Source organism: Streptomyces sp. NPDC001373, from assembly GCF_042895815.1.
GTDB lineage: Bacteria > Actinomycetota > Actinomycetes > Streptomycetales > Streptomycetaceae > Streptomyces.
The window spans coordinates 1-11,994 of sequence record NZ_JBIAWQ010000025.1; the positions used below are offsets into that span (position 1 = coordinate 1).

An 11,994-nucleotide genomic window follows, 5' to 3' on the forward strand; every position below is an offset into this window, starting at 1 on the left:
CTCCGCTTCGCTCCGCCCTGGTGGGTAGGGAGCCCGCCTCGCTGCGCTCGGCGGGTGGCCCGCTTCGCGGGCCAGTGCCGGCCCTTCGGGCCGGGTAGGCCTCCGCTTCGCTCCGCCCCGGTGTAGGGAGACCACCTCGCTGCGCTCGGGAGGCCCTCGCTTCGCGAGCCAGGGCTGGCCCTTCGGGCCGAGGGAGCCTCCGCTTCGCTCCGCTCCTGAAGGGTAGGGAGCCCGCCTGGCTGCGCCTCGGGGAGCGGCCCGCTTTGCGGGCCAGGGTCCGCCCTTTGGTGGGTGAGCCTTCCGCTTTGCTCCGGGTTTGAGTAGGTGATGTGAACGTGTGGGTGTGTGGTTTGTTGCTTTGTTGCAGGCTGGGATGGTTTCTCGGCTGGAAAGGAGGGTTGTTTTGGAGTGATTGTTGGGTCGTTTTGTAGTTGTTCTTGAGTGAGATGTGTTGTTTGTCGGCCTCTTGAGTGGTTTAGGAGTGGTGGTGGGGTGGTTCTGGGCGTGCTGGGAGGAGTGTGTGGGTTGTTGTGACGGGTAGTCAGACAGGATGGTGGGTAGGGCGACGGTTCATGGGGTCTGGCCAGGGGTGATGGGTTTGGGCTGTTGGCTGGAGAGGTTGGGGTGAAGTGCTTGGAGGTTGGTGGAAAGGTGCTGGAGGTAGGGCGTGGGGCGTTAACGGCGTTAATGGTCGAGTGCGAGGGTGATTCAAAGTGATGTGGGGATAGAGATAGGAATCAGTCAGATTCTGCGCGGTTACGGACAGGGTGTCCGGTCCGTGTCGGTGGGATGGCTGGAGTGGTTCGGCGTCAGGAAATGGGCTGGAGCTGGGGGTTGAAGGCGGCGTTGCGTGCGCGCAGCGCGGCAGGAGACGGCCTATAGAGGGTACGGATATGCGTTGCCGCAGGTCAGCGGGGGTGCAGGGGGAAAGTTATGTCCCCTCAGGAGGGACATAACTCGGGCGATGTGTCGCTGGTAGGGGGACACAACGGCTGCAAAATGTCAGTGAGGCTGACGCTTTTTGGGCTAAAACGTCGGGGAGACTGACGTTTTTCGCGAGATACGTCGGCGAACTGCGCCAGGGCGGGATGGGGTTGGGCGAGGGGGGTTCGAGGGGGCCTGGCGGGGAGCTGTGGCCGAGATGTGTCCCCCCAGGGGGGACACAAGACACGCCGAACGTCAACGAGCGTGACATTAGTGTCACCCTTGTTGACATACTCTCTCTGCAGATCAACGAAGTGGAGAGCATCCTCGTGTCATCAGAAGCACAGCGCCGCCGGCAGAGTCCGTCGCGCGCGCCGCGTCCTGATCTCCCCGTTGATGACGCGATCTCGGCGTGGAGTCAGCCGCTGGCTCCGGTCAAGGATCTGGACAGCCTCGCGAAGCGGTACCCCAGCCGGAAGCTCACGCTGGACGGTGAGCGCAAGCCGCTGGAGTTCTACGGGACGCAGAGTCAGCCAAACGCGTTCTCGATGGACAGCCTGGAGTTCTTCCTGGTGATCGCCCAGTACTTCAGGGAAGCATTGCCCCTGAGGCTGATCCTGCTGTTGATCGCGTGCCAACGGGCGGGAGGGCGGATTCCACTTACCCAGGAGGAGATGGCTACGATCCTGGACGTCAGTCGGACAAAGACCTCGGAGGCTCTGCACACCGTCATGTCTCATGGGATCGTCTTCAAGGTGCGGCGGGGTGTGTACCAGTTCAACCCGCCCTACAGTTACCGGGTGGCCGAGTTCATCCCGGGGACGGAGACGGCGGGTGAGTTCGTGAAGGTGGAGCAGCACAGCACCATCTCGCAGATTCGCAGCGACACGAGTTTGCCCGACCTGGTGCGGTTCCCGTCGCTGGACCACATGCGGCAGGCAATCGAGGAACTGCGGGCCGAACGGTCCAAAGAGCGCGCTGCGCGCCGGCTGAGCCGGGCCCAGCGCAAGGAAGAAGGGACAGCTCAGTGAGCACCTTGCGATTCGCTGCGGTCAACGCCGACGGGCTTCTCTCCGACCTCGACCTTCCGCCTGCCGCGTACCGTGTGCTGCTGAAGCTGCGTTCGCTGAGCGAGCCCGGTGGGCGGATCCTGATCGACCAGGCCACCATCGGCGGGCTGCTGGAGCTGAGCCGGCCGAGCGTCAACGCCGCTCTGCGCAGCCTGGAGCTGGCGAAGCTCGTGCGTAAGGTCAGGAACGGGGTGTACCAGATCAACCCGATGCTGGCCGGGTACAACTCCTTCGAGGACGCCGTCGCCGCCGTGAACGAGATGGCGCCGGACGAGCGGCTGGACGCGCGCGGGTACGTCGCCAGCTACCACCAGGCGGTGGCGGAGTACCAGGACCAGCTCGCCGAGCAGCGGAAGAAGCGTGCCGCGCAGGCCGCCGCGAAGAAGGCCGCGGAGTCGAAGCGTCGGCGGACCCTGCACGCTGTGGGGTAAGTGGCTTGAGAAGGGGCCTCAGAAGGCCTCTGGCGGCTTCTCAAGAGCTTTTGAGGGCCTCGGGATGTCCCGGGGTCCTCAAAGGGTTTCAGGGGCTTGTGGGGGCGCCTGTGGGTTCGGGGGTGTGGGGGCTCAGGCGTCGGCCAGTTCGGCGTTCGCGCGGGCCGTGATCAGGGTGAGGACGCGGCCCGCGACGGCGAGGTCCTCGGCCGGGATGTCGGCGTACAGGCGGGCGGCGATCGAGGCCGTCTCGGCGGCGGTGGTCTCGTACAGGTCCCGGCCGGCGTCCGTGAGGTTCAGGGCGGAAGCCCGGCGGTGCAGCAGCTTCGCGGCCGTCAGTTCGGCGATGACCGCGTCGATCAGGGGCTCGGTGGTCTTGAGGGCGTCGGTGACCTTGGCGACCAGGTCCCGGTGGGCGAGGGTGCCGCCCGCGGCGGCGACGGTCCGGAGGGTGACGCTCTGGTGGAACGTCACGCCGTGGCGGGTCAGGGCGCCCTCGGCGAGGGTGCGGGCGGCGTGGTGCGCCAGGGCTATGACGCGGGCGTTGAGGGTGGGGGCGGTCACGGCTGCTCCTTCTCGTTCTCGGTGTGCGAATCAAGAGGTGCTTCGAGCAGGGTCGCGAGGTCGCGGGCGAACTGTCGTGCGCGGGGGTCGTCCTGGCCGCCGAGCGGTCGCAGGAGCTGGTCCAGGAGGTTCTGGACCGTGGTGATCGCGCGGCTCGTGAGCTCGTGGCCCTGTTCGGTGAGCGACAGCTGCATGGCGCGCGGGTCGTCCGGGTCGCGGGTGCGGGCGACGAGGCCGGAGGATTCCAGGGCGCGGGCGAGCTTGGAGACGTACAGCGGTTCGAGGCCGGTGTGGTCGGCGAGGCGGCGCTGGCTGGGGCGCAGCCCGGCGCGGGACATGCCGTACAGCGAGGCGAGCAGGGCGTACTGGGCGTGGGTCATGCCCAGGGGGGCGACCGCCCGGTCGACGGCCACCCGCCACTTCGTCGACAGGCGCCAGAGCAGGAAGCCGGGCGTGGCGATTTCTCCGTCCATGGCGGATAGAGTACATGGCTAGTATGTACATGGCTAGTGTTTGGGGTGGGGTGCGTGAGCCGAAGCACGGTAGTCGTCACCAGCGGAGTCGGGTGAGCTGCGAGAGGGGGTCGCTTGAAGCACCATGGTTGTCACAGGTGAGGCATCCGATTTGTCACATGACCTCGTTCAGCAGCCCTACTGTCACCAGAAGGTGTTCCTGGGGCCCGCACGGCGCTAGCGTCAGGTCCATGATCGTATGGCTCAACGGCACGCACGGCGCGGGCAAGACGACAACCAGCACGTTCCTCCAGCAGCTGATTCCGGACTCACGGGTGTTCGACGCCGAGAAGGTCGGCGAGACACTCATGGACATCAAGCCAGGGTTGCCCGCGACGGACAACTTCCAGCACTGGCCACCGTGGCGGCCCCTCGTGGTCGAGACCGCCCGACGCATCCTCGACTACACCGGCGGCACCCTGGTGATGCCCATGACCGTCCTGGTCGAGAAGTACTGGCGCGAGATCAGCTCGGGTCTTGCCGAGCACGATATTCCGGTCCGGCACTTCGTCCTCCATGCCGATCAGGGCACTCTCCGCGCGCGCATCGCGGGCGACACCGTTCTCGGCCCCAACTCCCCGTTCCGCCTCGCATACCTCGAACCCTACGCCGAGGCCGCCCGCACGTGGCTGCACGCCGAGGCCGAGGTCGTCGACACCACGCACCTGACACCCGCCCAGGCCGCCCAGCAGATCGCGGAGGCCGTCAGAGCTGAGACCTTCCGGCGCCGCACCTCGCAGGTGACAACAAGACTGCCTATGTGACAACTACTGTGCGTCGGCTCAGTGGGGTGGGTGGGTGGGTGTTCTGGGTGGTCTAGAAGGCGAAGTCCACGTAGTCGATGTCGGTGAACTCGACCAGGAGGCTGGAGGCGCGGGCTCCGTTGTCCTTGAAGTAGATCTCCTGGAGGGCCTCCGCCGTGATGTGGCGCAGCTGGGCTTCGGTGGCGCCGGTGTCCTGCGCCGCGAAGAGGCGCTGGGCGTACTCCGGGGGGAGGTGCTGGGTGATGCGGCGCATGCGGCCGTCGTCGGTGGTGCCGGGGGCGGCGGTGAAGCCGAAGCGGGCGCGGGTCTCGATGACCAGGCCGGTGGTGCGGGCGGCCTTCTCGCGGGCGCGCTTGCGGACCAGGGGCTGCCAGCGGCGGCGCACCTCGGTTTCCAGGCGGGCCGCGAGGGCGGGCTTGGGCTGCTTGATCTCGTTCTTCACGTAGCGCTCGACCGTGCGTTGGGAGATGCCGAGGAGGGTGGCTACGTTCTTTGTGGATTTGAGTTGCTTTACGAGGTAGCGCATCTGGGCGCCCGGGGATTTGGGGATGGGGCGGGTGAAGTGCTGTTCGTCGGCCTTGGTGAGGCTGTCGGAGATGTCGGGCATCGGTTACTCGCCGTCTGCTGCTGCGTCGTGGCCCTTGATGTGGCGGGCGGGGTTGAGGTGTTCGTCGAGGAGTTGCACGGCCCACAGGAGGGGCTGGGTGCCCTCGTGCTTGACCATGCCTGGGCTGACGCCCAGGCGGAAGCCGCCGGGGAGCGGCTTGCCGTCGGGGGTGCGGGGGAGGAAGTCCAGGGGGCTGGGCCCGTCGGAGAGGTAGACCGCGCAGTCGGAGAGGACCGCGATGGGGTAGAGGCCGGCGGCCGTGGCGAGCTTCTGCATCTTGCGGTGCATGTTGACGCGGGCCGTGGAGATGACGGCGGCGCGGATGTCCGGGCGCCAGGTGGGGCGTTCGAGGGCGGGCCAGGGCTCGCCCGGGCGGTAGCCGGCGCCCTGGGGGCGTTCGCGGAGTTTGCCGATGCCGCCCTTGACCGTGGACTTGATCGCGGAGAGGACTGCGGTGGTGGAGGGGTTGTTCTGCTTGTACGTCTCCATGGCGGTGAGGAACTCGGGTTCCGTGAGCGCGGTCGTGACGCCCAGGTCCGTCATCGTGGCCAGGTAGGCGTCGCGGAGGCGGGTGTACCAGGCGTCGAGGTAGGGGCCGTGCTCCGGGCGGGTCCAGGCCTCGGTGGGGCGGACGTCGTGGCCGAGCTCGCGGGCGTAGGCCAGGGTCGGGGTCGCGTACCAGGCCGGGCCGGTGGGGGGCCTGCCGTGCGGGGTGAAGGGGCTGGGGAGGCGGGGGTCCAGGGGGAGGGAGGAGAGGTCCGCGAGCCAGCAGCCGGGGAGCTTCGGGTCGAAACGGGGGTTGGTGGTGTGGATCGCGGGGCCGGTGCCGACGGTGAGGCGGTTCGCGGCGGCGGCGAAGGCCATGTTCACGTCGATGCCGACGGCGTGGGTGCGGGCGCACTCGGCGTCGGTGAGGAGCTCCGGGTCGCGGATCCAGTCGTAGGCCTCCTCGTCGAGGACCTGGTCCGGGGTGCGCTGGTGGGAGCGGGGGTACAGGGAGGCGACCACGGGGTGCTCGTCGGGGGCCTCCGGCGGGGCGGGGTCGACCGGGCGGGTGAGGGAGCCGGGAACGGGGGCGGACTCCCAGGCGTTGGTCGCGGGGTTGCGGACCGCGCGGGTCGGCGGGCGCAGGGCCGTCATGAGCTCCAGGCCCGTGACGGCGGTGGAGCCGCGGGGGGTGAGGACGCGGGCGGCGTAGGTGGAGAGCAGCTCGGCGAGTTCGGGGGCGGGGAGGTCGGCGGTGTCCTCACCCCACGCCCGGGGGTCGAGGGCGCCCCAGGGGAGCACCGCGAGCTGGACGCACTGACGGCCGGTGGACGGGGAGGCCGGGCGGTAGATGCGGGCCCAGGGGCCGAAGCCGCGTCGGGTGAGCTGCCACTTGGCCTTGGTGAGCTGCTTGACGACGGGGTGGTCGTCCGGGAGGCGGAGGGCGCGGCGGTCCTCGAGGGTGAGGGGGAGGCCGAGGCGCTCGGCGGCGGGGGCGGTGAGGACGAGGAGGGGGTCGCCGTCCTTGCCGTTGCGGTGGAGGCGGGGGGCGCGGAGGTCGGCGTCGGGGCCGAGGGCCCAGGAGATGAGGGCGGGGAGGCCCGAGGTGGGGTGGTTGAGGAGGACCCCGCCGGCGGCATGGGCGTGGCCGGTGCCGTCCAGGACGGCGAGGGGGCCGTTGCCCTGGAGGGGGAGGGGGGTGGAGTGGGCGGCACGGGTGGTGGGTGTGGTGGTGCGGGGCTGGGGGTGGGCCGGCGTTGTCGCGGGGCGGGGGGCCGCTTCGTGGGGGGCGGGGGTGTTAACGGCGTTAACGGTGGGAGGGGGGGTGAGGGCTGCGGTGGGGGGCGCGGGCTCGGCGTTGACGGCGGGGGGAGGGGTGGGGGTGTTAACGGCGTTAACGGTGGGGGTGCCCGGGGTGGGGTGGAGGGCGGCGAGGCCTTCGAGGAGGCGGGCGTAGGCCGCGCGCTTGGGGGGACGGGGGGCCGTGCGGCCGGTCTCCCAGGAGGTGACGGTCTCGCGGCGGACGGAGAGGGCCTTGGCGATCTGGTCCTGGCTCAGGCCGGCCGCCTCGCGCAGGCGCTTGCGCTCGTCGGGGGCGGGGAGGCCGTCCTTGGCCGCGGCTTCCTCCAGCAGGGCGTCGACCGCTGCGAAGAGGGTGGTCTGTTCGTTCGTCTCGCTCATTGCTACCTCCAAGGGCACCCTATGTGAAGCGCACGGTTGAACGCACCTGAAACGCACTCGGGGGCGTTAACGGCGTTAACGCCGTCAGCGCCCCCGGGGTGCGTGGGGTCCGGCTCAGATGCGTTGCATCAGGAGTTCCGTGACGGCCTTGAGATCGTCCGGGGTGAGGTGGGCGGTGAGGGCGTCCGCGATGGTCTCCGGGGACTGGGCGGAGATCGTGATGCGGGGGGTGGGGGCGGGTGGGGTGGGTGCAGCCGCGGGGGCCGGGGCGTTAACGGCGTTAACGGTCGGGGGGGTCGGGGGGGTCGGGCGGGTGCGTTGGCGCGGGGGGTTGACGGCGTTGATGCTCTCCGTGGCGGCCGCCGCCTGCTCCTCCTGGGGGAGGCGGCCGATGCGGCGGGCCGGCTCCACCTTCAGTTCGCCCGTCTCCACCTTGTCCTGGAGCTCGGGCGTCAGGTTGAGGAGGGTCAGGCGCTGGGAGACCCAGGCGGGGGTCTTGCCGATCCGCTTGGCCACCTGGGCCTGGGAGCCGTGGACCTCGACGAGCTCCTGGAGGGCGCGGGCCTGGTCCATGGGGGCCACGTCGACCCGGTGGACGTTGGCGATGAGCGCTGATTCCAGGATGTCGGCGGCCGAGGCGGACAGGGCGTCGTTGACGTGGATGTGCATCGTCTTGAGCCCGGCCAGCTGGGCGGCCGCGAGGCGGCGGTTGCCGTCGATGACCACGTACGGGGCGCGGCCGAGGCCGTCGGTGGCGCCCGGGTGGGCCTCCATGAAGGCCATGCGGGTCGCGACGGCCAGGGGCTGGAGCTGGCCGCGCACGCTGAGGGACTGCGCCAGCTCGTCGAGGTCGGTGAGGTCCTCGCGGAGGTTGAAGGGGTTGTGGGCCAGGGCCTCGATGGGGACCTCGGAGGGCGGGACGACCCCGGAGGTGGGGGCGCCCGTGGCTTCTGCGATGGCGGCGCGGCGGGAGCTGACGCCGACGGGCTGGGCCCGTGCGAAGGACGCCGAGACGCCGAGCTTGTCGGCCTTGCTGCTCATGAGATCTCCCGGGCGAGGGCGCGCAGGGCGACGGCCTGGTCGCCGTTGGGGGCGTAGACGAAGAGGGGCTGCTTCAGGCGGACGGACTCGCGCTGTTCCTTGAGGTCGGGGACGATCGCCACGACCCGGGGATCCTTTATGTCCATCCAGGCCTGGAGGGAGCTGGTCGCGATGTAGCCGCGGCGGCCGTCGTAGAGGTTCACGACGAGGCCGAGGTAGTCGATGTCCAGGCTGAGGTCGTCGCGCAGGTCGTTGATCTGGGAGGTCAGGAGGTCGTACGCGTCCGCCGAGGAGTCCTCCGCCTGGACGACGATCAGCGCGCCGGAGGCACCCGGCTGTTCGGTGTCGCGGCGTCGGCCGTAGTAGATCGCCGCATCCATGCTCAGGCCGAGGCTGGGCGGGCAGTCGATGAGGATGACGTCGTAGTCGGACTCGACGGGGGCGAGAGCGCGTTCGAGGGCGGCCTCGCGGGCGCGGACGGTGGAAAGGCGGACGTCGAGGAGGAAGGCGTCCGTGCAGGCGGGCAGGAGGTGCAGGCGGTCGCCGAAGCGGTCGTGCTCGATCGGGGCGATCAGGTCCTGGAGGGGGCCCTTGGCCTCGCCGGCCATGTGGCAGGTGAGGCTGTCTCCGCCGATGGGGAGCGGTTGCTGGCCGAGCTGCTTGGTGAGGTGGCCCTGGGGGTCGAAGTCGACGAGCAGGACGCGCATGCCCAGGCCCGGGAGGTCTTCGAGGTCCAGCGGGGTGGTGGGGTGGGCGCCTTCGGTTTCCCCGGGGCCGGCGAGCCTCGCCAGTTGGCGGGCGACGCGGACGGGGTGCAGGGTCGAGGGGTCCTCGGCGAGGGCCTCGGCGGTGCCGGCGGTGATGGCGGTCTTGCCGACGCCGCCCTTCTGGTTGCACACGACGATGCGGCGGACGACCGAGGGGCGCTGGACGGTGGGGGCCGGGTTCATCTCCAGCCAGAGGTGCACCGCTTGGGCGAGACCCTGGATGAGGGAGACACCGCGGTCCTTGGAGGCGGAGCGGAACGACTCCCACTGCCCGGCGGGCAGCCACGTCGAGAACGACTCGGCGCCGGAGGTGTCGACGGGGGAGGGGGCGGAGGCGAGGGCGCTCCAGTGGGCGATGCCCTGGTGGACGGCGTCCTGGATGTCGACCCGCAGCTGGGCGGTGCGGATCTTCAACTCCTGGCGGAGCCACGGGGGGAGCTTGGAGACGACCTTCTCTCGGTCGTTTGGGGACGAGGGCGAAGTCATGAGAGGGACTTTACTAACGTTCTTGGGTCCGTGTGGGCGCCACGCTTGGGTTTTGCTAACGAAATGGGTGGGGAAGGGCTCCGGGCATGCGAAAGGGCGGCCCCGCGGGTGTGCGGGACCGCCCTGGAGGGGTCGTCAGGGACGCGGGACGGGCCGGATGGTGGGCAGGTCCAGTGCCGTGCGGCACTCGGAGGAGCCTGCCGGGTCGAAGAGGCCGAGGCGGCCGGCGGGCACGATCCCCGGGAGGAGGTGGGTCCAGAGGTCGACGATCCGGGCGTGCAGGTCCTCGCGGGCGGTGCGGACGTGTGAGGTCACCTGGATGCCGGTGAAGGAGCCGACGAGGAAGGTCGAGAGGTCGTACAGGTCGACCGACGGCAGTACGTCGCCGCGTTCCTGGGCGGGCGTCAGGCAGCTGCGGCAGGTCTCGATCCAGGCGTTGTACGGGGACGGGTCGGGGTCGGTGAACGAGCCGAATTCGATGACCAGGCGGATGCCGGCGCGGATGCGGACGTTGGTGCGCAGCCCGGACGCCATCTGGTGGGTGAGGTCGATGACGGTCTGGAGGCCCGGGTCCTCGATGGCCGGGACGTCGGCGGAGACCTGGAACTGCTCGTCCACCAGGGTGCGGGCGAGGGCCTGCTTGGAGGGGAAGTGGAAGTAGAGGGCGCCCTTGGTGACTCCGGCGTGCTTGACCACGTCGCTGAGGCTGGTGCCGCCGAAGCCGGCGTGGTCGAAGGCGATGGCCGCGCCGTCGAGGATCGCCTGCCGGGTGATCTCGGCCCGTTCCTGCCTGACCCTCGCCACGTGTGTCTCCCGATGTCGGTTTCGTCCGTTGGTGTTCAAGATCAATCTAGTGGGAGGCGGTGAAAGAAAACCAGTCGACCAGTACTTTTAAGGTGCTTAGTAGGTGGGGGTTCAGGGTGGTTGGTGGTTGTTTTGCGTGTTTCTTTTCGTCAGGGGGGTGTGGAGGCGGCGGTGTTAACGCCGTTAATGGGACGGGGCCCTGCCGGATCGGGGCGCGGGGCCGGACTTCGCGTCGGCGGGGGCCGGGGGCGGGAGTATCCGGCGCCGGCGCTGGGGTCCGTCGCGGAGCACGGGGGCAGGTTCAGGGCTGGAGTTCGGGCTGGAGCGGATCCTCGACGGGGTCGGGCTGCTCGTGGAGCGGCGGGTGGGGTCCTGAGGCCGGCCCCTCGGGCGGGGAGCTCCCGGGGGAGGGTGGCGCCGGGCGGACGGGCTTCCGCTTGCGCGGGCTCGCGCGGGCGGGTTCGGTACGGGCCTCGGCGGTGGTGGTCGCCACGGGGGCCTCCGGGGGATGGGCCGTCGTCCTTGGCACGGGTGGCGGCGGGACCGGGGCGGGACCGCCGCACCGGGCGCTGTGACGGCGCCGGCGGCGGGGCGCCGTTAACGGCGTTAACGGCGATGACGGCGTTGGTCGGCCTGGGGGTGGTTTTGCGCGGGGGGTTCTGTGGGGTGCTTTGGATGGTGCGTCTGGGGTCGCCTGGGTCAGGGGCTGTTGCTGTTCGGGTCTGGTGCCGGTGCACCCTGCTGCGGATGTGGCGGGGGACGGCGGCCGTCGGCGACGGCCTGACCGTCGCTCGGTGGGTGCTCTGACGGGAGGGGGGCGTTAACGGCGTTAACGCCGTTAACGGTGGCGCGGGGCGCGGGGGCGGGCGGGCAAGGGTGGGTGGCAACCGTGTGAACGGGGGTGCTCCTCCGGTGGGAGTCCGGTCCGGCTCCGGTGGGGGAACCGACTGTGGCGCACGATGTCCCCATTTCTGCGGGGCGGACCGCTGACGCGGCGGATGCGGTGTGGAGAGCCCCCCATGGTCAAGCAGGAACGTGCGGCACGCACGCGGGAGTCCCTGGTGCACGCGGCCGCGGAGGTGTTCGCCGAGGAAGGGTTCGCCGCCGCGTCGATCGCCGAGATCAGCCAGCGGGCCGGAGTGACCTCCGGCGCCCTGCACTTCCACTTCGACGGGAAGACCTCTCTCGCCCTGGCCGTGGAGGAGCGCGCCGAGCGGGCGCTGCGGCAGGCCGCGGCGGCGGAAGGGAAGCGCGGGAGCGAGGCCGGGCCGCTGCGGGTGCTGGTCGGTGCCACGTACACGATGCTCGCGCTGCTGGCCGAGGACATCGCCGTGCGGGCGGCGTTCGTCCTGTGCGCGGACACCGCCCGCAGCAGCCCGGTGGACCTGCGCGGACAGTGGCGGCTGTGGGCCGGGGAACTGCTGGAAGCGGCCGAGCGGGCCGGGCTGTTGGCCCAGGGGGTGTCCCCGCAGGACGCGACGTGCCTGGTGGTGGCGTCGACGGTCGGGCTGGAGGGGCTGGGAGGGCTCGAGCCCGGCCGCAGCGCCCGACAGCTCCTGACCCGTATCTGGAGCGTGGTTCTTCCGGGTATCGCGAGCGGCGAGGCGGCGGCTGCGGTCCTTGTCGAGGCGATGGCCGACAAGGAAACAGACTGAATGGTTTGATTTTTAGGCCTCCGTGGGTGTTATATGGCTGCTGTCGCGAGGCGGCTGAAGAGCTCCACGCTGTCGTGGGTGGGTGCATGACCCGTAAATGCCCAGGTCGGAGGGTATTCCTGAGCGGCGTCGAGATCTCACCAGGGTGCAAACTGGTTGCCCGGTTTCGTATTGACAAACCGTCCGGCCTGTTTTCTACTGAC

The 11,994-nt window shown here is 70.0% G+C and carries 12 protein-coding genes; 4 read left to right on the top strand and 8 right to left on the bottom strand.

Annotated features, from left to right (window positions below):
• The first annotated feature begins 1,238 nt into the window (after positions 1 to 1,238).
• Together ACFY15_RS33190 and ACFY15_RS33195 are read left to right on the top strand one after the other, a co-directional pair.
• Positions 1,239 to 1,955 (top strand): hypothetical protein, encoded by a 717-nt coding sequence (locus ACFY15_RS33190; RefSeq protein ID WP_042811490.1) that lies wholly within the window; start codon positions 1,239 to 1,241, stop codon positions 1,953 to 1,955.
• The gene (locus tag ACFY15_RS33195) at positions 1,952 to 2,425 is read left to right on the top strand and encodes a hypothetical protein (RefSeq protein ID WP_042811489.1); all 474 of its coding nucleotides are present in this window, start codon (positions 1,952 to 1,954) and stop codon (positions 2,423 to 2,425) included. Before ACFY15_RS33190 ends, ACFY15_RS33195 begins: the two co-directional genes overlap by 4 nt.
• A 132-nt stretch (positions 2,426 to 2,557) precedes the next feature.
• Here ACFY15_RS33195 and ACFY15_RS33200 read toward each other — a convergent pair whose 3' ends face one another.
• Positions 2,558 to 2,989 (bottom strand): MarR family transcriptional regulator, encoded by a 432-nt coding sequence (locus ACFY15_RS33200; RefSeq protein ID WP_390691087.1) that lies wholly within the window; start codon positions 2,987 to 2,989, stop codon positions 2,558 to 2,560.
• Positions 2,986 to 3,462, bottom strand: a complete 477-nt coding sequence (locus ACFY15_RS33205) for a MarR family winged helix-turn-helix transcriptional regulator (protein WP_390691088.1) — start codon at positions 3,460 to 3,462, stop codon at positions 2,986 to 2,988. Before ACFY15_RS33205 ends, ACFY15_RS33200 begins: the two co-directional genes overlap by 4 nt.
• A gap of 230 nt (positions 3,463 to 3,692) precedes the next feature.
• Here ACFY15_RS33205 and ACFY15_RS33210 point away from each other — a divergent pair, with 230 nt between their 5' ends.
• Entirely contained in the window at positions 3,693 to 4,265 is a 573-nt protein-coding gene (locus tag ACFY15_RS33210) for an ATP-binding protein (RefSeq protein WP_390691089.1), read from the top strand.
• 52 nt (positions 4,266 to 4,317) lie between these two features.
• Here the strand turns inward: ACFY15_RS33210 and tpg are convergent, their stop codons facing one another.
• The 6 genes from tpg to ACFY15_RS33240 all read right to left on the bottom strand — a co-directional run bounded on the left by tpg (position 4,318) and on the right by ACFY15_RS33240 (position 10,629).
• A complete protein-coding gene (tpg, locus tag ACFY15_RS33215) occupies positions 4,318 to 4,872 on the bottom strand; it encodes a telomere-protecting terminal protein Tpg (RefSeq protein WP_390691090.1) in 555 nt (184 codons plus the stop codon).
• Between the two features lie 3 nt (positions 4,873 to 4,875).
• Positions 4,876 to 7,038, bottom strand: a complete 2,163-nt coding sequence (gene tap / locus ACFY15_RS33220) for a telomere-associated protein Tap (RefSeq protein ID WP_390691091.1) — start codon at positions 7,036 to 7,038, stop codon at positions 4,876 to 4,878.
• A gap of 114 nt (positions 7,039 to 7,152) precedes the next feature.
• Positions 7,153 to 8,079: a ParB/RepB/Spo0J family partition protein gene (locus tag ACFY15_RS33225; RefSeq protein ID WP_390691092.1), complete on the bottom strand. Its 927-nt coding sequence runs from the start codon at positions 8,077 to 8,079 to the stop codon at positions 7,153 to 7,155.
• The gene (locus ACFY15_RS33230; RefSeq protein WP_390691093.1) at positions 8,076 to 9,332 is read right to left on the bottom strand and encodes a ParA family protein; all 1,257 of its coding nucleotides are present in this window, start codon (positions 9,330 to 9,332) and stop codon (positions 8,076 to 8,078) included. Before ACFY15_RS33230 ends, ACFY15_RS33225 begins: the two co-directional genes overlap by 4 nt.
• A gap of 135 nt (positions 9,333 to 9,467) precedes the next feature.
• Positions 9,468 to 10,136, bottom strand: a complete 669-nt coding sequence (locus ACFY15_RS33235; protein ID WP_390691094.1) for a ScbR family autoregulator-binding transcription factor — start codon at positions 10,134 to 10,136, stop codon at positions 9,468 to 9,470.
• A gap of 301 nt (positions 10,137 to 10,437) precedes the next feature.
• On the bottom strand, positions 10,438 to 10,629 hold the full coding sequence (locus ACFY15_RS33240) for a hypothetical protein (protein WP_390691095.1): 192 nt from the start codon (positions 10,627 to 10,629) through the stop codon (positions 10,438 to 10,440).
• A 526-nt stretch (positions 10,630 to 11,155) separates the two neighbouring features.
• On the opposite strand from ACFY15_RS33240, the gene ACFY15_RS33245 reads away from it, so the two are divergent.
• Positions 11,156 to 11,791: a ScbR family autoregulator-binding transcription factor gene (locus ACFY15_RS33245; protein ID WP_390691096.1), complete on the top strand. Its 636-nt coding sequence runs from the start codon at positions 11,156 to 11,158 to the stop codon at positions 11,789 to 11,791.
• Positions 11,792 to 11,994 lie beyond the last annotated feature (203 nt).